At 65.4% G+C, this 23,013-nt stretch carries 25 protein-coding genes, 1 pseudogene and 1 riboswitch; of the genes and pseudogenes, 16 read left to right on the top strand and 10 right to left on the bottom strand.

The window, feature by feature from the left end:
* Together KDJ86_RS17520 and KDJ86_RS17515 are read left to right on the top strand one after the other, a co-directional pair.
* The coding region (locus KDJ86_RS17520) for a cbb3-type cytochrome c oxidase subunit I (RefSeq protein ID WP_291748775.1) at window positions 1-933 on the top strand (933 nt) is incomplete at its 5' end.
* Window positions 934-983: 50 nt separating this feature from the next.
* On the top strand, window positions 984-1,922 hold the full coding sequence (locus KDJ86_RS17515; RefSeq protein WP_291748773.1) for a heme o synthase: 939 nt from the start codon (window positions 984-986) through the stop codon (window positions 1,920-1,922).
* A gap of 5 nt (window positions 1,923-1,927) precedes the next feature.
* Here the strand turns inward: KDJ86_RS17515 and KDJ86_RS17510 are convergent, their stop codons facing one another.
* On the bottom strand, window positions 1,928-2,965 hold the full coding sequence (locus KDJ86_RS17510) for a CapA family protein (RefSeq protein ID WP_291748769.1): 1,038 nt from the start codon (window positions 2,963-2,965) through the stop codon (window positions 1,928-1,930).
* 45 nt (window positions 2,966-3,010) lie between these two features.
* Here KDJ86_RS17510 and KDJ86_RS17505 point away from each other — a divergent pair, with 45 nt between their 5' ends.
* From KDJ86_RS17505 to KDJ86_RS17485, 5 genes are read left to right on the top strand one after another with little or no spacing between them, the layout of a single operon-like run.
* Window positions 3,011-3,193: a cytochrome c oxidase system small membrane protein gene (locus tag KDJ86_RS17505; protein WP_291748782.1), complete on the top strand. Its 183-nt coding sequence runs from the start codon at window positions 3,011-3,013 to the stop codon at window positions 3,191-3,193.
* Window positions 3,190-3,798: a cytochrome c oxidase assembly protein gene (locus KDJ86_RS17500; RefSeq protein WP_291748767.1), complete on the top strand. Its 609-nt coding sequence runs from the start codon at window positions 3,190-3,192 to the stop codon at window positions 3,796-3,798. Before KDJ86_RS17505 ends, KDJ86_RS17500 begins: the two co-directional genes overlap by 4 nt.
* An 18-nt stretch (window positions 3,799-3,816) precedes the next feature.
* Window positions 3,817-4,659 carry a cytochrome c oxidase subunit 3 gene (locus KDJ86_RS17495; protein WP_291748765.1) on the top strand — a complete coding sequence of 281 codons (843 nt, stop codon included), beginning with the start codon at window positions 3,817-3,819 and terminating at the stop codon, window positions 4,657-4,659.
* A 4-nt stretch (window positions 4,660-4,663) separates the two neighbouring features.
* Window positions 4,664-5,050 carry a DUF983 domain-containing protein gene (locus KDJ86_RS17490; RefSeq protein WP_291748762.1) on the top strand — a complete coding sequence of 129 codons (387 nt, stop codon included), beginning with the start codon at window positions 4,664-4,666 and terminating at the stop codon, window positions 5,048-5,050.
* Window positions 5,047-5,796 carry an SURF1 family protein gene (locus tag KDJ86_RS17485; RefSeq protein WP_291748759.1) on the top strand — a complete coding sequence of 250 codons (750 nt, stop codon included), beginning with the start codon at window positions 5,047-5,049 and terminating at the stop codon, window positions 5,794-5,796. Before KDJ86_RS17490 ends, KDJ86_RS17485 begins: the two co-directional genes overlap by 4 nt.
* 27 nt (window positions 5,797-5,823) lie before the next feature.
* On the opposite strand, the gene KDJ86_RS17480 is transcribed toward KDJ86_RS17485, so the two are convergent.
* The gene (locus KDJ86_RS17480; RefSeq protein WP_291748756.1) at window positions 5,824-6,456 is read right to left on the bottom strand and encodes a YqgE/AlgH family protein; all 633 of its coding nucleotides are present in this window, start codon (window positions 6,454-6,456) and stop codon (window positions 5,824-5,826) included.
* A 156-nt stretch (window positions 6,457-6,612) separates the two neighbouring features.
* On the opposite strand from KDJ86_RS17480, the gene KDJ86_RS17475 reads away from it, so the two are divergent.
* Complete coding sequence (locus KDJ86_RS17475; protein ID WP_291748753.1) at window positions 6,613-7,413, top strand: protein-disulfide reductase DsbD domain-containing protein; 801 nt, start codon at window positions 6,613-6,615, stop codon at window positions 7,411-7,413.
* A 63-nt stretch (window positions 7,414-7,476) separates the two neighbouring features.
* Window positions 7,477-7,968 (top strand): peroxiredoxin, encoded by a 492-nt coding sequence (locus tag KDJ86_RS17470; protein ID WP_291748751.1) that lies wholly within the window; start codon window positions 7,477-7,479, stop codon window positions 7,966-7,968.
* A 6-nt stretch (window positions 7,969-7,974) separates the two neighbouring features.
* Here the strand turns inward: KDJ86_RS17470 and rnhA are convergent, their stop codons facing one another.
* The 8 genes from rnhA to thrC form a co-directional block, all read right to left on the bottom strand.
* Window positions 7,975-8,460 carry a ribonuclease HI gene (gene rnhA / locus KDJ86_RS17465; RefSeq protein WP_291748749.1) on the bottom strand — a complete coding sequence of 162 codons (486 nt, stop codon included), beginning with the start codon at window positions 8,458-8,460 and terminating at the stop codon, window positions 7,975-7,977.
* Window positions 8,457-9,422: a homoserine kinase gene (locus KDJ86_RS17460; protein WP_291748747.1), complete on the bottom strand. Its 966-nt coding sequence runs from the start codon at window positions 9,420-9,422 to the stop codon at window positions 8,457-8,459. The genes rnhA and KDJ86_RS17460 overlap by 4 nt, the downstream gene beginning before the upstream one ends.
* A gap of 7 nt (window positions 9,423-9,429) precedes the next feature.
* Window positions 9,430-10,407, bottom strand: a complete 978-nt coding sequence (ispH, locus tag KDJ86_RS17455; protein ID WP_291748780.1) for a 4-hydroxy-3-methylbut-2-enyl diphosphate reductase — start codon at window positions 10,405-10,407, stop codon at window positions 9,430-9,432.
* A gap of 57 nt (window positions 10,408-10,464) precedes the next feature.
* The gene (locus KDJ86_RS17450) at window positions 10,465-11,487 is read right to left on the bottom strand and encodes a GSU2403 family nucleotidyltransferase fold protein (protein WP_291748745.1); all 1,023 of its coding nucleotides are present in this window, start codon (window positions 11,485-11,487) and stop codon (window positions 10,465-10,467) included.
* A 117-nt stretch (window positions 11,488-11,604) separates the two neighbouring features.
* Window positions 11,605-14,496, bottom strand: a complete 2,892-nt coding sequence (locus KDJ86_RS17445; protein WP_521085316.1) for an EAL domain-containing protein — start codon at window positions 14,494-14,496, stop codon at window positions 11,605-11,607.
* A 75-nt stretch (window positions 14,497-14,571) separates the two neighbouring features.
* Window positions 14,572-15,159, bottom strand: coding sequence for a GNAT family N-acetyltransferase (locus tag KDJ86_RS17440; RefSeq protein ID WP_291748742.1), 588 nt, complete (start codon window positions 15,157-15,159; stop codon window positions 14,572-14,574).
* 12 nt (window positions 15,160-15,171) lie between these two features.
* Entirely contained in the window at window positions 15,172-16,446 is a 1,275-nt protein-coding gene (locus tag KDJ86_RS17435) for a M16 family metallopeptidase (RefSeq protein WP_291748739.1), read from the bottom strand.
* A gap of 4 nt (window positions 16,447-16,450) precedes the next feature.
* On the bottom strand, window positions 16,451-17,857 hold the full coding sequence (thrC, locus tag KDJ86_RS17430) for a threonine synthase (protein ID WP_291748737.1): 1,407 nt from the start codon (window positions 17,855-17,857) through the stop codon (window positions 16,451-16,453).
* Between the two features lie 167 nt (window positions 17,858-18,024).
* Here thrC and KDJ86_RS17425 point away from each other — a divergent pair, with 167 nt between their 5' ends.
* The 7 genes and pseudogenes from KDJ86_RS17425 to KDJ86_RS17395 form a co-directional block, all read left to right on the top strand.
* The gene (locus KDJ86_RS17425; protein WP_291748735.1) at window positions 18,025-18,600 is read left to right on the top strand and encodes a hypothetical protein; all 576 of its coding nucleotides are present in this window, start codon (window positions 18,025-18,027) and stop codon (window positions 18,598-18,600) included.
* A gap of 101 nt (window positions 18,601-18,701) precedes the next feature.
* A riboswitch (glycine riboswitch) is annotated at window positions 18,702-18,796 on the top strand.
* A gap of 207 nt (window positions 18,797-19,003) precedes the next feature.
* Window positions 19,004-20,152 carry a glycine cleavage system aminomethyltransferase GcvT gene (gene gcvT / locus KDJ86_RS17420; RefSeq protein WP_291748733.1) on the top strand — a complete coding sequence of 383 codons (1,149 nt, stop codon included), beginning with the start codon at window positions 19,004-19,006 and terminating at the stop codon, window positions 20,150-20,152.
* Window positions 20,153-20,164: 12 nt separating this feature from the next.
* Window positions 20,165-20,536: a glycine cleavage system protein GcvH gene (gcvH, locus tag KDJ86_RS17415; protein WP_291748731.1), complete on the top strand. Its 372-nt coding sequence runs from the start codon at window positions 20,165-20,167 to the stop codon at window positions 20,534-20,536.
* 7 nt (window positions 20,537-20,543) lie between these two features.
* A complete protein-coding gene (locus tag KDJ86_RS17410; protein WP_291748730.1) occupies window positions 20,544-21,023 on the top strand; it encodes an OsmC family protein in 480 nt (159 codons plus the stop codon).
* A 15-nt stretch (window positions 21,024-21,038) separates the two neighbouring features.
* Window positions 21,039-22,382, top strand: coding sequence for an aminomethyl-transferring glycine dehydrogenase subunit GcvPA (gene gcvPA, locus KDJ86_RS17405; protein WP_291748728.1), 1,344 nt, complete (start codon window positions 21,039-21,041; stop codon window positions 22,380-22,382).
* Window positions 22,382-22,747 carry a hypothetical protein gene (locus tag KDJ86_RS17400; RefSeq protein ID WP_291748726.1) on the top strand — a complete coding sequence of 122 codons (366 nt, stop codon included), beginning with the start codon at window positions 22,382-22,384 and terminating at the stop codon, window positions 22,745-22,747. Before gcvPA ends, KDJ86_RS17400 begins: the two co-directional genes overlap by 1 nt.
* Window positions 22,747-23,013: pseudogene (locus KDJ86_RS17395) on the top strand (hypothetical protein); the annotation flags it as partial. The gene KDJ86_RS17400 and the pseudogene KDJ86_RS17395, both read left to right, overlap by 1 nt.

Raw genomic sequence — 23,013 nt, 5'->3', positions numbered from 1 at the left:
GGTGCGATCACCATGCTGCTGACCGACCGCAACTTCGGCACCACCTTCTTCAACCCCGAGGGCGGCGGCGATCCGGTGCTCTTCCAGCACCTGTTCTGGTTCTTTGGCCATCCCGAGGTCTACATCCTGATCCTGCCGGGCTTTGGCATGATCAGCCAGATCATCTCGACCTTCTCGCGGAAGCCGGTCTTCGGCTATATCGGCATGGCCTATGCGATGATCGCCATCGGCTTCATCGGCTTCGTCGTGTGGGCCCACCACATGTTCACCGTCGGCCTGTCGCTCTCGACCCAGGCTTATTTCGTCGCCGCCACGATGGTCATCGCTGTGCCGACCGCCATCAAGATTTTCTCGTGGATCGCGACGATGTGGGGCGGCTCGATCCAGTTCAAGACGCCGATGCTCTGGGCGATCGGCTTCATCTTCCTGTTCACCCTCGGCGGCGTCACCGGCGTCCAGCTTGCGAATGCCGGCCTCGACTACGCGCTCCACGACACCTACTACGTGGTGGCCCACTTCCACTATGTTCTGTCGCTCGGCGCCGTCTTCGCGATCTTCGGCGGCTGGTACTACTGGTTCCCGAAGATGAGCGGCTACATGTACAACGACAAGATCGGCAAGCTGCACTTCTGGGTCACCTTCATCGGCGTCAACCTGGTGTTCTTCCCGCAGCATTTCCTCGGCCTGTCGGGCATGCCGCGCCGCTATGCCGACTACCCGGACGCCTTCGCCGGCTGGAACATGGTGTCGTCGATCGGCTCCTACATCTCGGCGGTCGGCGTCCTGATCTTCCTCTATGGCATGTGGGACGCCTTCGCCAAGAAGCGCGAAGCCGGCAACAACCCGTGGGGCCCGGGCGCCACGACGCTCGAGTGGCAGCTCTCCTCGCCGCCGCCATTCCACCAGTGGGAGGTGTTGCCGAGGATCAAATAGGCAGCGCGGCGCGAGCGCGCCGCCTGGCCTGAAGCGGCAAGTCTAAGACCATGGCATATGTCGACCGGAGCGAAATCGATCAGACGATAGGTGCCGAGCAGCCGCTCGGCTCGGTCGGCGATTTTCTCGCGCTGCTCAAGCCGCGCGTGATGTCGCTCGTGGTCTTTACCGCCCTGACCGGCATCGTGATGGCTCCGGCCGGCATTCATCCGATCATCGCCATCGCCGCGTTGCTGGCGATCGCGGTGGGGGCCGGGGCGTCGGGTGCGCTGAACATGTGGTACGACGCGGATATCGACAAGGTCATGCGTCGCACCCGCGGCCGTCCGGTTGCGGCGGGGCGGCTTTCGCCTGGAGACGCGCTCGCCTTCGGGATGACGCTGTCGGTTGGCTCGGTCACCTTCCTCGGCCTCGCCACCAACTGGCTGGCCGCCGGGCTCCTCGCCTTCACCATCTTCTTCTACGCCGTGATCTACACGATGTGGCTGAAGCGCTGGACACCGCAGAATATCGTCATCGGCGGTGCGGCGGGGGCGTTGCCGCCGGTGATCGGCTGGGCGGCGGTGACCGGGAGCGTCGGCGTTGAAAGCCTCGTGCTGTTCGGCATCATCTTCCTGTGGACGCCGCCGCATTTCTGGGCCCTCGCGCTCTACAAGTCAGACGACTATGCAAGGGCCAGGATTCCGATGATGCCGGTCGTCGCCGGCGCGGCCGCGACCAAGCGCCAGATCCTGGCCTATGCCGTGGTGATGGCGCTGTTTGCCATGACGCCCTATGCACTTGGCTTTGCCGGGATCGCCTATGCCATCGTCGCGGGCGCGACGGGTGTCGCCTTTGTCGGTCTCGCGTGGCGCGTCTTCCGCAGCAAGGCGGACGCGGCCGGCGAACGCGCCTGCCGCGAGCTCTTCGGATTCTCGATCCTCTACCTGCTGCTGCTCTTCGCCGTTCTGCTTGTCGAGGCGATCGGGTTTGGCGGAGGGCTCGTATGATCGCCTCAGCCGTCTTCGCGACCGGCGCCAGCCGGCGGCGTCGCGATCAGCTCGCCGTTTTCCTCGCGAATATCGACCGCGAAGCCCCGGCATCGACGCATCATATATTCGCGAATGGCGTCCGCTTCCCGACCCCGGGCCCGGTTGACCTTGGCCAGGGTCAGCTTTACCGGCACCATCCTGAGCCGCGGCACCATGCCGGGGCCGGCCTCGACCAGGAAGAGGCAGGAACGGTCGCTGCGGAATCCGGGCGCGACGATCATGTCTTCGACGAAATCGCCGGTGTCGTAGAGGATCAGGCCTCTGCCGTGGAATTCGACGGCCTGGAGCACGTGCGCCGAGTGGCCGTGGACAATGTCGACACCGAGATCGACCGCCTTCCTGGCAAAGGCCCGGTAGTGCCTGGGCGGCCACCAGCGGTAGTTCGGACCCCAGTGGGTCGACAGGATGACGAGATCGGCGCCCGCGGTGCGGAGATCGCCGATATGTGCCGCAAGCCGGTCGATGGTGGCGCGGTCGGTCGTGATCTTCCAGTAGTTGGTGCCGGGGTGGTCCGCCGTGGCGCGGAACGCCGGCACGGTGTTGGTGATCGAGATGAAGCCGATGGTCATCTGGCCGGCTTCGAACAGGACCGGTTTCGCCGCCTCGTCGGCGTTGGCGCCGGCGCCCGCGAAGGCGATTCCGGCCGCATCGAGGTGCCGGCGGGTGTCGAGCAGGCCCTGGCTGCCGTAGTCGACCATATGGTTGTTGGCGAGCGAGAGGCACTGGATGTTGCCGGCCTTGAGGGACTCGGTGATGACGGGATCGGTGCGGAAGTAGAAGGCCTTCCACTTGTGCCACTTGACGGCATGCGTGGTGATCGGCGTCTCGAGGTTGGCGATGACCGCGTCGGCGGCGAGCATGCGTGGCCGGAGATCGCCCCACATCGCCGTCGGCGGCTGGCCGTTGACCACCGTGGCGCTGACTTTCCTCCCGAGCAGCAGGTCGCCCGTGAATGCAAGGCGCGCGGTGCGGGTGTTGGGCGGTCGGTCGGTGCCGGCCATTGTTTCTCCCCCGTTGGCGGTGTGCGATAATCAATGAGTCTGCCGGTGACTGAAACCCCCGATATGAGCGATCGCCACGACGAAGCGGTGACATCGGACGATGTCCGGGCGCGCCGCCGTCGTGCCCGCTCGATCGCGATCGCGATCGCCCTGGCGGCTTTCGTCGCGGTCTTCTACTTCGTCACCATCGCCAAGATCGGCTCGAACATAGCGAGCAGGCCGCTATGACCGCGCCTGACGCGAACGCCGCGAGGGAAACCCGGCAGGTCAGGAAGCCGACTCTGGCGCTGACCGCGTCGCTGCTGGCGGTCTTCGTCGTCGGGATGGTCGGGATGGCCTTCGCCGCCGTGCCGCTTTACCGGATATTCTGCCAGGTGACCGGGTATGGCGGCACGACCCAGCAGGCGAATAGTGCGCCGGAAAAGGCGATTGATCGGAAGATCACGGTTCGTTTCGACGCGAATATCGTCAACGGGCTTGGCTGGAGCTTCCGGCCGCTGACCCGCGAGGTCGACCTCAAGGTCGGGGAGACCGGGGAAGCCATCTTCCTGGCCGAGAACCGCGGCACCAAAACGACGACGGGGTCGGCGGTCTTCAATGTCTCGCCGCTCGATGTCGGCGCCTATTTCAACAAGATCGCCTGTTTCTGCTTTACCGAACAGACCCTCGAGCCGGGGCAGACGGTCGAGATGCCGGTGACCTTCTTCGTCGATCCCGCGATCGTCGAGGACAGCAATCTCGACGGCGTATACACGATCACACTTTCCTATACCTTCTACCCTGCCGATTCCGGGGCTGCTGCCCCGGCGTCGGACACGGACAGCGCATTCTGACGTCGGAGCATCCGGAAAATGGCTGAGGCCCACGCGAAATCACATCCCTATCATCTCGTCGATCCGAGCCCGTGGCCGCTGTTCGGCTCGATCTCCGCCTTCGTCCTTGCGGTCGGCGCGATCTCCTTCATGCATGGCGCATCGGCGTGGTGGATCGCGCCGGGCATGATCGGCGTGCTCTACACGATGCTGGTCTGGTGGCGCGATGTGATCAGCGAGGCGGAAGCCGGTGATCACACCCCGGTCGTGCAACTCGGCCTCCGCTACGGCATGATCATGTTCATCGCCTCGGAGGTGATGTTCTTCGTCGCGTGGTTCTGGGCATTTTTCGACGCGAGCCTCTTCCCCGACGCCGCCGAGCAGGTAGCCCGGGCCGAATTCACCGGCGGGCATTGGCCGCCGCAGGGGATAGAAGTCTTCGACCCGTGGCACTTCCCGCTGCTCAACACGCTGATCCTGCTGACCTCCGGCACGACCGTCACCTGGGCTCATCACGCACTTCTGCATAATGACCGCAGGGGCCTCGTCTGGGGCTTGGTCTGCACGATCGTGTTGGGCATGATCTTCACCAGCGTGCAGATTTACGAATATGCCAACGCGGCCTTCTCCTTTGGCGGCAGCATCTACGGGTCGACATTCTTCATGGCCACCGGCTTCCACGGTTTCCACGTGATCGTCGGCACGATCTTTCTGATCGTCTGCCTGATCCGGGCGCTGGCCGGCCAGTTCACGCCGAAGCAGCATTTCGGCTTCGAGGCGGCCGCATGGTATTGGCATTTCGTCGACGTCGTGTGGCTCTTCCTGTTCTTCTCGATCTACGTCTGGGGCAACTGGGGCGCGCCTATCCACCTGATCGAATAGTCGGATGGCGGAAGCAGACAAGGCGATCTATCCGGACCTGCCTCCGACCCAGACCGGTATGCGGGGGCGTTGCCCCCGTTGCGGCGAGGGGCGGCTGTTCAAGGGATTCCTCGATCCGGCGGCGCGCTGCGGGAATTGCGGGCTCGACTATTCCTTCGCCGATTCGGGCGACGGGCCGGCGGTCTTCATCATGATGATCGTTGGCTTTATCGTGGTCGGACTGGCGCTGGTCGTCGAATTCACCTTCCACCCGCCCTACTGGCTCCACGCCATCCTGTGGATACCGCTGGTGCTGGGATTGTCGATCGGGCTGCTGCGTCCGCTCAAGGGGTGGCTGATCGCCCAGCAATATCGCCATCGGGCGCAGGAAGGCCGTATCGACGGAACGTGAGGACCTTCGCCACGCGCCGCTTTCTCGTTCTCATCATCCTCGCGGCGGCCGCCTTTGCCGTCCTCGTGTCGCTCGGTGTTTGGCAGGTCGCGCGCCTCCAGTGGAAAGAGGCGCTGGTCGCGCGGGTCGAGGCGCGCGTTGACGGCGAGTCCGTGCCGGCGTCGGGACCCGATGCATGGCCGGCGCTCGACCTGACCGAGGACGAATACCTTCCGGTCACGCTTGTCGGCCATTTCGTCAACGACAAGGAAATTCATGTCGTCTTCACGCTGACCGAGCCGAAGGGACCGCTCGGCGGGCTCGGCTACATGGTGATGACCCCCTTCGAAACCGACGGCGGATGGATCGTCTACGTCAACCGGGGCTTCGTGCCGCGCGATCGCAAGGATGCCGGAACACGCCGGGAGGGCCAGATCGAGGGCGAAACCACGGTAACGGGCCTGCTTCGAGCACCCCATCAATCCGCATGGTTTGCTCCCGGCGATGATCCGGACCGCAACGAGTGGTTCTCGCGCGACCCTCGGGCCTTCGCTCAGGCGAGCGGCCTGCCGCTCGAGGGCGTCGCTCCCTACATCGTTGACGCCAGGGCCGATCCGGCTCCGCCCGGCGGAATTCCGCAAGGGGGCGAGACGCCGATAACCTTTCCCAACAACCACCTGCAATACGCGCTGACCTGGTTCGGGCTGGCGGCGGCTCTCGTCGCTGTTCTCGTCGCCTACATCGTCAGGCAGAGGCGAGGCGGCTGATCCGACGGCCTTCGAAGGGCCCGCTGCTCAGGCGTGTCCGGCCTCGCCGGAGAGACGGCTGGAATCGATGCCGAGCTGGGCGAGCGCCCGGTCGTATTTCGCATCGATGTCGGTGTCGAAGATCAGCTCCGGCGTCGCCGGGCAGGTGAGCCAGCCATTCGCCTGGATCTCCGACTCGAGCTGTCCCGGAGCCCATCCGGCATATCCGAGGGCGAGCATGGCGCTGCGCGGGCCGTTGCCGTGGGCGATCGCCTTGAGGATTTCGAGCGTCGCCGTCAGGTTGACATGGTCGTCGATCGGCAGCGTCGACGTCTTGATGAAATAGTCGGTGCTGTGGAGCACGAAGCCGCGTCCGGTCTCGACCGGGCCGCCGCGATAGACCTGCATATTGTCGGCCGCCTCCGGCAAGCGGATTTCCGAGCCTTCGGGAATGATGTCGAGCTGGACGAGCAGGTCGCGGAAGGTGATGTCCCGGGCGGGCTGGTTGACCATGATCCCCATCGCGCCGTCGGCGGAATGGGCGCAGAGGAAGACGACGGTGCGCGCGAAGCGGCTGTCCTGCATGCCGGGCATGGCGATAAGGAGTTGGCCGTCCAGATAGCTCTGCGACGCGGTGGTCTTTGCTTTTTGCGCTTTGGCCATGGCAAACGAGCGTAGCATGGCGGCTCCAAAATGAAAGGCGGTCGAATGTCCTCTCGCGTGTTGACGTCGGGGTCACGAACATATGAAGCGTCGGTCTTTTCGGAGGCCTCGCTGTCGCCCATCTGCGACGCTATTTTGCCCTCCATGCTGATGCGCCGTCTTCACGGGATCCTTTTGACCGCCTTCGTCGCGACCGTTGTCCTGTCGGGGCCGGTCTCGGCCGCCGTCGGTATGTGGTCGGAAGGCGACCGTGCCCGCGTCCGGCTGCTCACCGGTGGGCTCGACGCCGACGGCGCGCTGACGGGAGCTATCGAGATCGAGCTCGCACCCGGCTGGCACACCTATTGGCGCACGCCTGGCGCCGCCGGCATCCCGCCGCGTTCCGACTTCTCGATGTCCGGCAATGTCGGGGATCTTACCATCCGATACCCGGCGCCGCATCGCTATGATGACGGCTACGCGATCAGCAACGTCTACCAGGGGCGGGTCGTTCTGCCTCTGGTTATCGACGTCGGCGACGTGACCAGGCCGGTTGACCTGCGGCTGTCGCTGGACATCGGCGTTTGTCACGACGTCTGCATTCCCGCGCATTTCGACGTGGCGGTGGAGGCGCCTCCGGGGGCGACGGACGCGGAGGCGGCGCGGGTGATCACCGATGCCTGGACGCAGGTCCCGGGCCCGCCGGAACCGGCCGTCCTCGCCGTGGCGGGCTTGGAGCGGACCGGCGGCACGGACCGGCGGCCGGAATATGCGGTGACCATCGTCAATGCCGATGCCGGGCCGGTCGATGTCTTCGTCGAAGGGCCGGCGGACTGGTATGCCGGCGTTCCGGAGCCGAGCGGTGGCGGGGACGGATCCATCTACAGCGTCGCCTTCGATCGGCTGGGAGCGAAGACGCCGATCGACCAGGCGCGGTTCGTGGTCACGATCGTGGCTGGCAATCGTGCTATAGAACAGACCGTCGGCCCCGACTGAGAGCCGATTGCCATAAGCCCTGGCGCCGCCCGGTGTCGGGGAAAATCATTTGAGAGGAAAGCAATGATCAAGGTGGGAGACCGGCTGCCCGAGGGCGTGTTCCGGGTGAAGAACGAGGACGGTTCGACGACGGACCTGACGTCAGCGGACTATTTCACCGGCAGGACGGTGGTTCTGGTTGGCGTTCCCGGCGCCTTCACCTCGACCTGCCACAAGGCCCATGTCCCGCAATATATTGCCGATCTCGCGGCGTTGCGCGCCAAAGGCGTGGACGCGATTGCCGTCTTGACGACCAACGACCACCATGTGATGAAGGCCTGGTCGGAAGCGCTGGGTGCCGACGGGAAGATCGATTTCCTCGCCGACGGCCTGGGCGATTTCACCCGGGCGATCGGCCTCGAGGTCGATATGATCCCCGGCCGTCTCGGCAAGCGCTGCAAGCGCTTTTCGGCGCTGGTCGAGGACGGGGTGGTCAAGGTGCTCAACTTCGAGCCGGACGGCGCCAAGGGGATATCCGCCACCGGGGCCGCCGCCATGATCGAGGCGCTGCACTGAGGTTGCTCAGTCCCCGCCGTTACCGCCGGCGCCGCGTTTCGCGCGCTTCGGCTTGAAGGGCTCCATCCCGTCGCGGGCAAGCTGGTCGGCGCGCTCGTTCGCTTCGGTCCCTGCGTGACCCTTGACCCAGTGCCAGTGGACTTCGTGCTTCTCGCGGAGCGCGTCGAGCTTCTGCCACAGGTCGACATTCTTCACCGGCTTGCGGTCGCTGGTCCGCCAGCCGTTCCTCTTCCAGCCGTGGATCCAGCCCATGATCCCGCCGCGCAGGTATTGCGAGTCGGTGTGGAGGTCGACGACCGATCGCCGCTTGAGCGCTTCGAGCGCAGAGATCGCGGCCGTCAGCTCCATGCGGTTGTTGGTGGTTTCCGGCTCCCCCCCGGATAGCTCCTTTTCGTGGCCGTTCCACATCAGCACGGCGCCCCAGCCGCCGGGCCCCGGATTGCCGGAGCAGGCGCCATCGGTCCAGATCTCGATCTTCGATCGGGCGCTCACAGGCCAAGACCATAGGCGCTGGCGTCGGTCACGCTGCGGTGGAAGCGGAGCCGGCGATAATATTCGAGGGGATCCTTGGGCACGACAAGGGCGCCCTCGGGCACGGTGAGCCAGTCGTAGAGCCGCGTCAGCAGGAAGCGCAGCGACGATCCACGGGCGAGCAACGGCAGCGCCGCGATCTCCGCCGGCGTGAAGCAACGCACCGACGCATAGCCGGAGAGCAGCCCATGCGCCTTGGTGACGTTCAGCGAACCATCGGCCTCGAAGCACCAGGCATTCAGGCAGACCGCGGCGTCATAGGCGAGCATGTCGTTGCAGGCGAAATAGAAATCGATCAGTCCCGACAGCTTCTTGTCGAGAAAGAAGACGTTGTCGGGAAAGAGGTCGGCATGGATGACCCCGGTGGGAAGATCGGAAGGCCAATGCGCCTCGAGATAGGCGAGCTCCGCCTCGATCTCGTCTCCGAGCCCCGGCCTGACCTCGTCCGCGCGCCCGTCGCATGCCTCGTAAAGAGGCCGCCAGCTTTCGACCGACAGGGCGTTGGGGCGCCTGAGCTCAAATCCCTCTGCCGCCCGGTGCAGATCAGCCAGGGCATGACCAACCGCCTGGCAATGCTCGGGCTGCGGGCGGCGGATCGAGATGCCACGCAGGAAGGAGATGATCGCGGTCGGCCGGTTGGCGAGCACGTTCAGCGCGTTTCCTTGCCGGTCATGGATGGGAACCGGGCAATTCAGGCCGTTGGCCGCGAGATGGTCCATCAATCCGAGGAAGAAAGGCAGGTCGGCCGGGTCGACCCGCTTCTCGTAGAGGGTCAGGATGAACTGTCCGGTTTCGGTGACGAGAAGATAGTTGGAATTCTCGACGCCCTCGGCGATGCCCTTCAGCGAAACGACCGTGCCGAGGTCGTAGCCGCGGAGGAAATCGGCGAGCTCTTCGTCGGAAAAGTCGGTATAGACGGCCAAGCCGGGTTCACTCCGCCGCGTCTCGAAGCTGCCGGGGCAGGGCGAAGGTCATATCCTCGGCGGCGGTGGTCACCAGCCTGACCGTGACGTCGAAGCGTTCGGCAAATCCGTCGATGACCTCTTCGACCAGGACCTCCGGGGCGGAGGCGCCGGCGGTGATGCCGAGCCGCCTGGTCCCCTCGAAACGTTGCCAGTCGATATCGGCGGCACGCTGCACCAGCACCGAGAGCGGGCAGCCGACGCGTTCGGCGACTTCGCGCAGGCGCTGCGAATTGGACGAGTTGGGCGCCCCGACGACGATCATCGCATCGACCTCCGCTCCGACCCGTTTCACCGCCTCCTGGCGATTGGTGGTCGCGTAGCAGATGTCATCCTTGTGGGGGGCGAGGATGTTCGGGAAGCGTTCGGTGAGGATGCGGACGATCGCCGCCGTGTCGTCGACCGAGAGCGTCGTCTGGGTGATCCAGGCGAGCTTGTCCGGGTCGCCCGGGGTGAAGGCGCGCGCGTCGGCCTCCGTCTCGATGAGATGCACCGCACCCGCCGGCAATTGCCCCATGGTGCCGATCACCTCGGGGTGGCCGGCGTGCCCGATCAGGACGATTTCCCGGTTCTTCTTACGGTGGAGAACCTCCGCTTCGCGATGGACCTTGGTCACAAGCGGGCAGGTCGCGTCGAGCTGGAACAGGTTCCGCGCCCGCGCCGCTTCGGGCACAGCCTTGGCGACGCCATGGGCGGAGAAGATCACCGGCTGGTCGGTGTCGGGGATCTCGTCGAGTTCCTCGACGAACACCGCGCCCTTTGCCTTGAGGCTGTCGACCACGTATCGGTTATGGACGATTTCGTGGCGGACATAGACCGGTGGACCATACCGCTCGAGCGCGAGCTCGACGATCTGGATCGCGCGATCGACTCCGGCGCAGAAGCCGCGCGGCGCGCAGAGCAGGATCTCCAATGGCGGTCTGGGGGTCGGGGCGGCTTCGATCATAGCGTGAATAAGGGAGGGCAGGGGCGCGGTGTCAAGCGGTGTTGACATGAACGAGGCTCAGACCGCGAAGAGCGAACGCGCATCGTTATATGTCTCGAGCGGCAAGAGCTTCAATTCGCTTGCAACATAAGGCAAGTGAGGCAGGTGAAGAGCGACCAGGGACGCGACGGCCTGCGCCTGGGCAGCGTCACGGCGGCGCTGAAGCGGATCGCGGTCGGGGCGCTTGGAAAGCCACAGCTTGTGCGCGGCGAAGACCCGAGGATCCGGGACGACCATTCTCGCTGGAGCGCCTCGATCGTCTATGACGACGGCCTCGAACGACGGGGCGTTCTCCAGCCACACCAATCCCTCGATCTCCACCGCGTCGAGGTCGTCCCTGTCCGTTCCGATCGTCGCTGCCTGCCGCTGTCGCGGCGGGTGCCGCAGCGGCTCCACAAGATCGACGAGGTATCCATCACGGTTGCTGGCGCGGAAATTCTGCCGTTCCTTCACGAACGAGTGGTCCACGCGTCTCAGGACGTTCATCAGGTTGCGGGCGGGGAAGTCGCCCGTTGCCACGAAACGCACCTCGGCTCGGGCATCGATGAGCAGATCGAGATCCTCTGTTGCGGCAATTTCAGCATCGACAAATACGCCGGCGGCCGCCTCGTAGGCACGGATCGCATTCGTGCCGATCACACGCAGCCCGTTGCCGAGAAGGTCGACATCGTCCAGCGCGCGTAGGATGCGCGCGGCAATCAGGGGAATCCGGCCGAGCCCGATTGCCCGATTGATCGAGGCCTGCCGGTCGAGCGCTTCCCTCAGCTCTTTGAAGCGGGCCCTGGCTTCTCGCCGGCCCTGTTCGAAATCGGCCTTTTGCTTTTCCGTCGCGGCGGAACGTGGACCAAGCGAGGTGTGCCGCCTGGTGCCCTGCCGGCCTTCGTAGTAGGAGCGACGGAGATAGGTTATGCCCTTTGACTGGGCCCAGACCATTGAGCCCTTGTAACCGGCAAGGCGCGCGGCGGCCGCCCGCCAAGCCGCGAATCGCTGGCGTGAATTGATCATCTCACGCCGCTGGTCGTTGTTAAGCTCTTGAATCATTTAAGTTTCATCAGTCTGACGGATTGTTGGACGAAAGTGTTGAAACCACACAAATTCAATGGTTTCAACACTTCAATCCAAAATCACGTGAAACTGTTGAAACTGCCGTAACCCGAGCTACGCTTCTTCGTATTTTTCTTCCACGTCGGTCCGGAACAGCAGCTTGTTGGCTTCCGCCGCCGTCATCGGCTGTCCGTAGAGGAAACCCTGAACGAACTCGCAGCCGAGCTCCTGGAGTTCGAAGGCGTCGGCCTCCGATTCCGCGCCTTCGGCGACGACGTCCATGCCGAGGTCGTGGGCGAGGGAGATGATCGACTTCAGGATGATCCGCCGGTCGCCGCCGCCGGTGCCGCGCACGAAGGTCTGGTCGATCTTGATGGTGTCGAAGGGGAAGCGCTGAAGGTAGGAGAGCGACGAATAGCCGGTGCCGAAATCGTCGAGCGACAGTCCGGCGCCGAGTTCGCGGATCCGCACCAGCACCTGCGCGGCGTATTCGGGGTTCTCCATCACCAGGCTTTCGGTGACTTCGAGCTTCAGCGATCCGCGATTGATGCTGGAGCGGACGAGCACCGATTTCACGTCATTGATCAGGTCGTGGCGCAGCAACTGGCGGCTCGAGACGTTGACGCTGGTGAAAAGCGGCGTGTGGCGGCCGAGCGCCTCCTGCCAGTCGGCAAGCTGGCGGGCGGCGCGGTCGAGCACGAACAGGCCGAGCGGGATGATCAGGCCGGTGCGTTCCGCCATCGGGATGAAATCGGTTGGCGGAATGCGCCCGAGCTTCGGATGATCCCAGCGCACCAGCGCCTCGAAGCCGGCAATCGTCTTGTCCTCGATCCGGACGATCGGCTGGTAGAGAACCTTGATCTCCTCGCGGCCGAGCGCGCGTCGCAGGTCCGATTCCAGGGTCGCAAGATCGGTGCCGTGCTGCTGAAGCGCCGGGCGGAAGGCCTCGATGCGGTCACCGCCAAGACGCTTGGCGTGATACATCCCGATCTCCGCCTCCTTCATCATCTCCTCCGCTTCCATGTCCTTGGTGTCGTGCATCGAGATGCCGATGGAAGCGGTGAGGAAGACCTCCTTTTCGCCGAGGGTGATCGGAGCGCGCAGCGTCCGCCGGACCGACTCGGCAAAGGCGGCGATGCGCTCCGGCTGGTTCTCGGAGATGAGGAGGAAGGCGAACTGATCGCCATTGAGGCGGGCGAGGGTATCCTGGGGCTTGAGCAGGCGGCTCAGGCGCCGGGCGATCGTCAGCAGGATTGAATCCCCGATCGCCAGGCCGAAGCCGTCATTGACCTGCTTGAAGCGGTCGATATCGAGCATGAAGACCGAGGGCCGTGAGACGCCTTCGGCTTCCGTGCGGGCGATCGCCGCGCGCAGCCGGTCGATGAACAGCTCGCGATTGGGCAGGCCGGTCAGGTTGTCATGCACCGAATCGTGGAGCAGGCGCTCTTCGGCGGTCCGCTCCTCGGTGACGTCGAGAAGCGTCCCGACGACCCGCAGGACCTCGCCGTCCTGGCCGAGCACCGGGCGGGCGCGCAAGTGGAACCAGCGGTAGTGGCCGTCCTCCGACCTTAGCCGGAAATCCTGCGAGATCCTGCCGCGGCGCTGTTCCACGGCGGCGTCGAGCAGCGCCCGGAACCGGTCGCGGTCGCCGGGATGGAGAACGTCGAGCCAGTCGCGCGCCGGCCCCTCCAGCGTTCCCCGGCCAAGCCCGAGGAGATCCTCGGCTTCCGGTCCGGCATAGATCCGGTCGCGCTGGACGTCCCAGTCCCAGACGATATCGCCGGCACCAGTCAGCGCCAGCGCCCGCCGCTCGGTGTCGCCGATCGGGCCCTGGGTGACCACGCCGCCGGCAAAGGCATGCTGCATCACCGTGAAGCCGATCAGCAGGACGATCAGCACCAGGCCGCCGGCCAGCGCCGGCTGGACGACGTCATTCGCCAGGTCGCCCGTCACCGTCAGCCAGGCGGCGAAGGTCCAGACGAGGAGCAGGATCCAGGTCGGGATGAGCATGATCGCCCGGTCAAACCCGTGCGTGGCGAGATAGACGATCAGGGCGAAGCCGAGCACGCCGGTCAGGCCGATCGAGAGCCGTGCCACGCCGGCGGCTACGGACGGCTCGACGACGGCGATGCCGAACAGCAGGGCGAGGCCGAGCAGCCAGCCTATGGTCAGGTGGCTGTAGCGGACGTGCCAGCGGTTGAGGTGAAGATAGGTATAGGTGAACACCACCAGCGAGGCGGCGAGGAATACTTCGGCGACGGCGCGCCACATCTGGTCCTCGCCGGGCAGAACGTCGATCAGCCGGTTCCAGAAGCCGAAGTCGATGCAGAGATAGATGAGCACCGCCCAGGCAAGCGCGGCGGTTGCCGGGAACATCGCGGTGCCCTTGATGACGAAGACGATCGTCAGGAAGAGCGCCAGCAGACCCGAGATACCCAGCACGATGCCGTGGTAGAGCGAATAGGAATTGACCGCGTCCTTGTAGGCGTCGCCATCCCACAAATAGAGCTGCGGCAACTCGGGCGTGCGCAGCTCCGCCACATAGGTGACCACCGCGCCGGGATCGAGCGTGATGCGGAAGACGTCCGCCTCCTGGCTGTCCTGCCGATCCGGCGCGAAGCCCTGGCTGGGGGTGATATTGGCGATGCGCGAGGCGCCGAGGTCCGGCCAGAAGAGGCCCGATCCGGCAAGCCGGAAATGCGGGGAGACGAGCAGCCGGTCGATCTGCTCGTCGCCGTTATTGGCCAGCGCGAAGACCGCCCAGTCGGAGCTGCCGCCGCCTTCCTCGGAGCGGATCTCGATCCGGCGGACGATTCCATCGGGTCCTGGCGCCGTGGAAACCTGAATCCGGTCGTCCGGCTCACGATAGATCTGGACCTGATGGGTGAGGTCCAGGGTCCTCTTGTCCAGCGGCACGGCTATCCCGTCGAGCGCCTTCGCGCCCGCGCCGGGGAGCACGGCCGAGATCAGGGCGAGGACCAGAAGGGCGATCAGACGAGTTGGCAAATACCGACGCTCCGCGGCCGGGGTGAATCCCGACTTAGTATTTGTTTACACGGGCCGAAACAAGGCAAGAACCTCCTACGTCCGGGGGTCGTCGCGGATCAGGGCATAGAGCAGGTGGTCCTGCCAGCGTCCGTCGATGCAGAGGAACTTCCGCGCATAGCCCTCGCGGCGGAAGCCGACCGTCTCGAGAAGCCTGATGGAGGCGTCGTTGTGGGGGAGGCAGGCGGCCTCGATCCGGTGGAGATGCAGCGTATCGAAGGCAAAGGCCGCCATGGCGCGGACGGAAGCGCTCATGTAGCCCTTGCCGGCGAAGGGCATGCCCATCCAGTAACCGAGCACGGCCGACTGGGCGACGCCGCGCTGGACCTGCGAAAGGGTCAGGCCGCCGAGCAGGGTTTCGCCATCCGGAGAAAAGACGAACATCGGATAGCCGGTTCCGCTGCGGATTTCCCGCTGGTAGCGCCTGATCCGCCGCCGGAATGCCAGGCGGGTGAGATCGTCGGCCGGCCAAATCGGCTCCCATGGCGCCAGAAAGGACCGGCTGTCCTCGCGCAGCTTGGTCCATTGCGGATAATCGGCGAGCGCCGGCGCGCGCAGCAGCACCCGTTCGGCGCGGATGGTCGGGTTGGCATTGACGGTCGAGATGGAGCGGAGAAAGGCCATTTCCCGTGCCTCTCAGCCCGCGCCCCGGACGCCGAGGCGGGCGGCGATGGCGTCACGGTCCATCATCCCGTTTGTCGGGCCGACGGTCGCGAGGGTCGGCGGGCCGCTGCGGAATATCCGGTTGGCGAGGGCGCGAAGGTCGTCGACGCCGATGGCCTCGATGCGCTCGATCAGCTCCTCCGGCGATACGATTCGGCCGAACAGCAGCAGCTGGCGAGCAAGCTGCCCGGCCCGCGCCGCCGGGCTCTCGAGCGTCATCAGCAGTCCGGCGCGAAGTTGCGACCGGGCCCGCTTCAGCTCCTTGTCGCTGACATCGTCGATAGTCTGGGCGAGTTCATCGACCACCACCGGCACCAGCTCGTCGACGTCGTCCGGTCCGGTCGCGGCATGGACGCCGAAGACGCCCGTGTCGGCAAAGCTCCAGTGGAAGGCATAGATCGAATAGCAGAGCCCCCGTTTCTCGCGGACCTCCTGAAAGAGCCGGGACGACATCCCTCCGCCGACGATCGACGAGAGGATCTGGGCCGCGTAGAAATCGTCCGAGCCATAGGCGAGGCCTTCGAAGCCGAGGATGATCTGGGTCTCCATGAGGTCGCGCTGCTCGCGCCGCTCGCCACCGCGATAGACGGCGTTGACCGGCGCCGGTCCGGTCTCGCGCGGAATCGCGTGGAAAGCATTGCCGGCGAGCTCGATGAGCCTGTCGTGATCGATCGCGCCCGCGGCCGCGACCACCATCGACGGGCCGCGATAGTGACGGTCGAGATAGGCACCGAGCATCGGCGAGCCGGCGGCCTTCACCGTCTCGGCCGTGCCGAGGATGGTCCGGCCGATAGGCTGGTCGGGAAACGCGGCTTCCGCGAAGCTGTCATAGACCCGGTCCTCGGGCGTATCGAGCGCCGCTCCGATCTCCTGGAGAATGACATGCTGCTCGCGGGCCAGCTCCTGCGGATCGAAGACCGAGTTCGACAGGATGTCGCTGAGGATGTCGAGCGCCAGCGGAACGTCGTCCTTGAGGATGCGCGCATAATAGGAGGTGGTCTCGACGCTGGTCGCGGCATTGACCTCGCCGCCGACCTCCTCGATCTCTTCCGCGATATCGGCGGCGGAGCGCGTCTTGGTGCCCTTGAAGGCCATGTGCTCGAGCAGGTGGGAGAGCCCGTGCTCGTCGTCGCGCTCCGATCGCGAGCCGGCGCCGACCCAGACGCCGAGCGCGGCGCTTTCGAGGTGATCCATTTCGTGCGTGACGACTCTGATCCCGGATTCCAGACTCGTTACGCGCACCGACATTGCGTCAAACCTCGTCCCTTACTGCATTGGCGTTTGCCAGGAGGAAATCCTCCACGACCGACTGATCATTCGCAAGAACAACATAATCCTCGCGCCGCGAGGCCAGGTCGTCGAATCCCGGCGGCAGCGCGGGCGGCGCGCCGATGGCGGCTTCGACCGCGGCCGGAAATTTCGCCGGATGGGCGGTGGAAAGGGTGATCATCGGCACCTCCGGAGAAAGATGCCGGCGTGCGACCGACAGGCCCACCGCGGTATGCGGATCCGGCAGGAATCCGGTCGCCCGCCAGACCTCGGCGATGGTTGCCCTGGTCTGGTCCTCATCCGCCGTCCCGGCGTCGAAATGCTTGCGCACCGTCTCCAGGGCGTCCGGACCGATCGTGAAGGCGCGCGACTGGGCGAGCATTGCCATCAGGCGCTCGATGGCCTCCGCATCGCGGTCATAGGCGTCGAACAGCGCACGCTCGAAATTCGAGGAGACCTGGATGTCCATGGAGGGGGAGGCCGTTGCCTGGACGCTGCCGACCTCGTAGCGGCCCGTCGCGAGGGTTCGGGAGAGGATGTCGTTGATGTTCGTCGCGATCACCAGGTCGGCGATCGGCAGTCCCATGCGTTTCGCCGCATAGCCCGCATAGATGTCGCCGAAATTGCCGGTCGGAACGGTGAAGGATACCGGCCGTGCCGGGCCGCCGATCGCCACTGCCGAGGTGAAGTAATAGACGATCTGGGCGACGATCCGGGCCCAGTTGATCGAGTTCACGCCGCTCAGCGCCAGGCGTTCGCGAAGGGAACGATTGCCGAAGGCGGCCTTCACGATCGCCTGGCAGTCGTCGAAGGTCCCCTTGACGGCGATCGGATGGATGTTGGCCGCGCCGCTTGTCGTCATCTGGCGCTGCTGGAAGGGCGAAACCCGGTTCTCCGGAAACAGCATGAACAGGTCGACATTCCGTCGTCCGCGGAAGGCCTCGATCGCCGCGCCGCCGGTATCGCCCGATGTCGCCCCGATGATCGTCACCTTCTCGCCCCGGCTGGTCAGGACGTGATCCATCAGCCGCGAAAGGAGCTGCATCGCCAGGTCCTTGAAGGCGAGGGTGGGGCCGTGGAAAAGCTCCAATACCCATTCGCCCGGCGCGACCTGGGTGAGCGGTGCCACCGCCGGATGGCGAAAGGTCGCATAGGCCTCGTCGCACATGCGGGCGAGGTCGGCCTCGTCGATGTCGCTGCTTGCGAAGGGGCGGATGACCTCGGTCGCGACCTCGGCATAGGGGCGACCGGCAAATGCCGCGATCTGTGCGCGATCCAGGCTTGGCCAGGTCTCGGGAACGTAGAGCCCGCCGTCGCCGGCAAGTCCGGTAAGCAGGACATCCGAAAAACCGAGCGCAGGGGCGCGGCCGCGCGTACTGACGTATTTCACTGGGCTGTGCCTTCCCGGTCCCGGACGCAATGTCCGGCATGATCGCGGAAATCTAACGGTCGCGCACCCGGCGGGCAAGCGCCGCCGCGGTCCTGCGACGAACGGGCGGTCGCAAAAAAGCCTTTTGATTTGATATAGAAGCGCCTGTTTTCGGTGAAGGAAAGTCGATGCGATTCCCGTTCCGTTCGATTGCGTCAGCCCGTATTGGGCTGATTTCCCTCGCAGTCGCGGCGCTTGGCGCCTGTTCGACCAATGGCGGCACCGACGCCATCGCCACCAGCGTCAGCCAGCCGGCGAATGCCGCCTCTTCGCAACCGGACTTCAGGCCGTCGTCTTATTGCCCGCCGATCCAGATTCGAGCCGGCACCGAGGAGATGATCACCTACGAACGCGGCCATGAGAATGATCCGAGCTACGCACGCCAGTTGGCCTCGATCAAGAACACCGCCCGGGAATGCGGCGTCTCGGGCGGGGCATTGACGATGAAGGTCGGTGTCAGGGGACGCGTGGTCGCCGGACCCAAAGGCGGCGCCGGTTCGACGACTCTGCCGATACGGGTCGCCGTCGCCAAGCAGACCGGTGGCAAGGGGCCGCTTTATTCGAACCTCTTCAAGGTTCCGGTGACGCTGACGGCGCCTGACTTTTCGACCGCCTATGAGCGGGTCTTCGACGTCTCGGTCAACATCGGCCCGAACGACCGCGATCTGATCATTTATGTGGGTTTCGACGAGGGCAAGAAGTGAGGATGCCCGGACGCGATTGACTCGCCGGGGCCGGCTTCTATGCTGCCTTGACCGGGATGTCGTCGCGTTCCGGTCGGCCGGTTTCCGCGAGGGCTGGCTGCGAACGACCGCCGGGAGAGACCGGGCCTCGCCTGGCCCGGCGCCGAAGGAGCAACCGCCCCGGAAACTCTCAGGCGAAAGGACCGGACGGTCGACGACGCTCTGGAAAGCAGTCCGCCGCGAGGGGGGCTCACCGAAGGAGTAACCGCGCGGGAGCGTTTCCTGGAAAAGTGGCTTGCACTTTTCCGTCCGGAAAAGCGACCCACCAAGATCGCGCGGGAATCTCTCAGGTCCTCGGACAGAGGGGGTGCGGACGGTCCTTTTTGGGCTGGTTCGTCGCCGTCGCTCAAGAACCGGGGGTCCAATGTCCCAGTCTGTGTCGGAAGGCCTGAAGGAAACGCCGCTCGCCGGGCTTCATCGCGAACTCGGGGCGCGGATGGTGCCGTTCGCCGGCTATTCGATGCCGGTCCAGTATCCGACCGGGATCATCGCCGAACACAATCAGGTCCGCGACTCGGCGGGGCTGTTCGACGTCTCGCATATGGGCCAGGCACGCCTCGTCGGTCCCGATCACGAAACCACCGCCCGGGCGCTCGAAGCCCTGACACCGGGAGATTTCGTCGGGCTTGGCCGCGGTCGCGAGCGCTACACGCTGCTGCTCTCCGAAAACGGCGGCATCATCGACGACCTGATGGTGACCCGGCCGGCTTCCCCCGATGACGACGGGCGATTGCTCGTCGTCGTGAATGCCGCGCGGAAGGATGTCGACTACGCCGATTTCCGAGCCCGCCTGCCGGCTTCCGTCATCCTTGAACCGATGGACGATCGGGCGCTGCTGGCGCTTCAGGGGCCGGCGGCCGCGGCGGTGCTCTCCCGTCACGTGCCCGATCTCGGCGAGCCGGGCTTCATGACCGCCTGGAGCGCGACTTTCGACGACCTGGCTTGCGGCATGTCCCGCTCCGGCTATACCGGCGAGGATGGCTTCGAGCTGTCGATGGCGGCGGACGATGCGGAGGCCATCGCGCGGGCGCTTCTCGCGGAACCCGAAGTCGGGCCGATCGGCCTCGGCGCGCGCGATTCGCTCCGCCTCGAGGCGGGGCTTTGTCTTTATGGCCACGACATCGATACGATGACGACCCCGGTCGAAGCCGATCTCGAATTCGCGATCGCCAGGCGGCGGCGCGAAGAGGGCGGATTCCCGGGCGCCGCGCGCATCCAGCGCGAATTGCAGGCGGGGCCGCCGAGGAAACGCGTCGGCCTCACCCTCGATGGCAAGGCACCGGCGCGCGAGGGCGCGCCGATCAAGACCGTCGAGGGCCGGCATATCGGCGACGTCACATCGGGCGGCTTCGGCCCGACCGTCGGTGCGCCGATCGCCATGGGCTATGTCGATGCGAGCTATGCCGAGCCGGGCACCCGGATCGCCGTCGAGGTCCGCGGCCGCGACCTGCCGGCCACGGTCTCCACCATGCCCTTCGTGCCCCATCGCTATTTCCGCAAGCGCAAACCCTGACGAGGACACCGGATGACCACACGTTATTCTCGCGATCACGAATGGATTCGCCTCGAAGGCGACATCGCCGTGATCGGCATCACCGACTACGCCCAGGAACAGCTTGGCGACGTCGTCTATGTCGAGCTTCCCGAGGTTGGCAGGACCCTGGCAAAGGGGGCGGAGGCAGCCGTCGTCGAATCGGTCAAGGCGGCGAGCGAGGTCTTCGCTCCGGTCGCGGGCGAGGTGGTTGAGGTCAACGTCGCGCTCGGCGACGAGCCCGCCATGGTCAATACGGCGCCTGAGGACGCGGGATGGTTCCTTAAGCTGAAGGTGGCGGACAAGAGCGAGGTCGAGGCGCTGATGGATGCCGACGCCTACAAGGCATTCCTCGAGACGATCTGAGGATTTCGTGGCACACCCGCATCTCTATCGGGCGACCGTCACCTGGCAGTGCGAGGCTGACGAGGATTTCGCCAGGGGGCGCTACTCGCGCCGCCATCTCTGGCATTTCGACGGCGGCATAGCGCTCGCGGCCTCGGCCTCGCCGCTCGTCGTGCCGAAGCCCTGGTCGGTCGAGGACGCCATCGATCCGGAGGAGGCGTTCGTCGCCTCGTTGTCGTCCTGCCACATGCTGACCTTCCTCGATCTCGCCCGCCGCGCCGGTTTCGTCGTCGAGCGCTACCGGGACGAGGCCGAGGGGGTCATGGAGAAGAGCGACGAGGGCCGCTACTGGATCTCGGTCGTCACACTCAGGCCGAGGATCGATTTCTCGGATGCCGGCGCGCCGGATACCGCGGAGAGCGACCGCCTCCACCACGCCGCCCACGACAACTGCTTCATTGCCAATTCGGTCCGGACCGAGATCCGGATCGAGCCGGCCGGTCGCTGACGCCCGGAGCCCGCCATGCGCTACCTTCCCCATACCGAAGCCGACCGCGAGGCGATGCTGGCGCGGATCGGCGCCGGATCGATCGAAGACCTCTTTGCCGACATCCCGGCCGACAAGCGCCTCACCGGCCTGCTCGACCTGCCGCCTTCGCGCGGCGAGATGGAGGTCGAGGCGGTGCTCGGGCGCATGGCCGCGCGCAATACGGCGGCCGGGTCGGTGCCCTTCTTCGTCGGCGCCGGCGCCTACCGGCACCATGTTCCCGCGAGCGTCGACCATCTGATCCAGCGCTCCGAATTCCTGACCTCCTACACGCCCTACCAGCCGGAGATCAGCCAGGGGACGCTGCAGTATCTCTTCGAGTTCCAGACCCAGGTCGCGAATCTGACCGGTATGGATGTCGCCAATGCCTCGATGTATGACGGCTCGACCGGAACCGCCGAGGCGGTGCTGATGGCGCATCGCGTGACGAGACGACGGAAGGCGGTTCTGTCTGGCGGGCTGCATCCCCAGTATCGCGCCGTCGTCGAGACCGTTTCGGGCATGGCGGAGGATGCCCTCGTCGCTCTGCCGCCCGATCCGACCGGCACCGAGGCGATCCTCGATTCGATCGACGAGGAGACGTCCTGCGTCGTCGTCCAGTCGCCGTCCTTCTACGGCCAGCTCATCGATCTCTCGGCCGTAGCCGAGAAGGCGCACGCGGTCGGGGCCCTTCTGGTAGCGGTGTTTACCGAGGTGGTGGCGCTTGGTGCCATCGAGCCGCCGGGCGCGCAAGGGGCCGACATCGTCGTCGGCGAGGGGCAGTCGATCGGCAATCCGCTGACCTTCGGCGGCCCCTATGTCGGGCTGTTCGCGACCCGCCAGAAATATGTCCGCCAGATGCCGGGACGCCTTTGCGGCGAGACCGTCGACGCCGAGGGACGGCGCGGTTTCGTGCTGACCCTCTCGACCCGCGAGCAGCATATCCGGCGCGACAAGGCGACCTCGAATATCTGCACGAATTCCGGCCTCTGCTGCCTCGCCTTCACCATCCACATGACGCTGCTCGGCGAGACCGGGCTCCGGCGCCTTGCCGCGCTCAATCATGGCAACGCCGTGGCGCTGGCTGAATCGCTTTCTCAGATTCCGGGCGTAAGTGTCCTGAATGATTCGTTTTTCAACGAGTTCACGATCCGCGTCCCGGGTAATGCGGCTGAGGTGGTCGATGCGCTCGCGCACAATGGCGTCCTCGGCGGCGTCCCCGTCTCGCGACTGGAGCATGGCCGGCCGGAGCTCGACGACCTGATCGTCGTCGCATCGACCGAGGTCAATACCGATGCCGATCGCGCCGCCTTCGCCGCGATGCTGAAGGAGGTGCTGTGATGGCTGAGTACCTATTCTCGCCGAGGGAACAAGACGCCATTCGTGAGCTTGGCAGAGCCGGATTCCGATATGAACGAGAGACCAAGAAAACAATCGAATTCGTCCATGATGCCTCGGGCCAAGTGATCAATCTCAATCGAGAACATGGTTCGCTGGCACTTGTCTTCGGATTCGGCGACGTGACAAAAGTGCATGGTGTGCCCGGGATTTCCGTCACAGGGACTCGATCGAGTTCCAACTTTTCACGCTTGGCAACCGGGCCGACTCGGACGGGCAAAAACAACCACCAGGGGATTCAACTCAGCCTCGTCGATCGCGATGCAATTGCGATTGCCATCGAGCGCATGGGCGGAGGCATACTGTGATGAACGAACAAGGCCGTCCCACCGCGCCGGTCGCGGCCGTCGCCGCCGAGGCCGGGACTTTTACCGGCAATCGCGGCCTCCAGATGGAGGAACCGCTGATCTTCGAGACCGGCCGCCATGACGTGACCGGGGTCGATCTGCCTGAAGAGGCGAGGAGCGCCGGAGGCGCGACCGGGATCGAAGGTGAATCGGCGAGGAGCGCCGGAGGCGCGACCGGGATCGAAGGTGAATCGGCGGGGAGCGCCGGAGGCGCGACCGGGAAACTT

Source organism: Bauldia sp. (genome assembly GCF_020442045.1).
In the GTDB taxonomy this organism is placed as follows: Bacteria; Pseudomonadota; Alphaproteobacteria; order Rhizobiales; family Kaistiaceae; genus Bauldia.
Note: the sequence above shows the minus strand (reverse complement) of the source record. Positions and strands in the feature narration are given on the sequence as shown.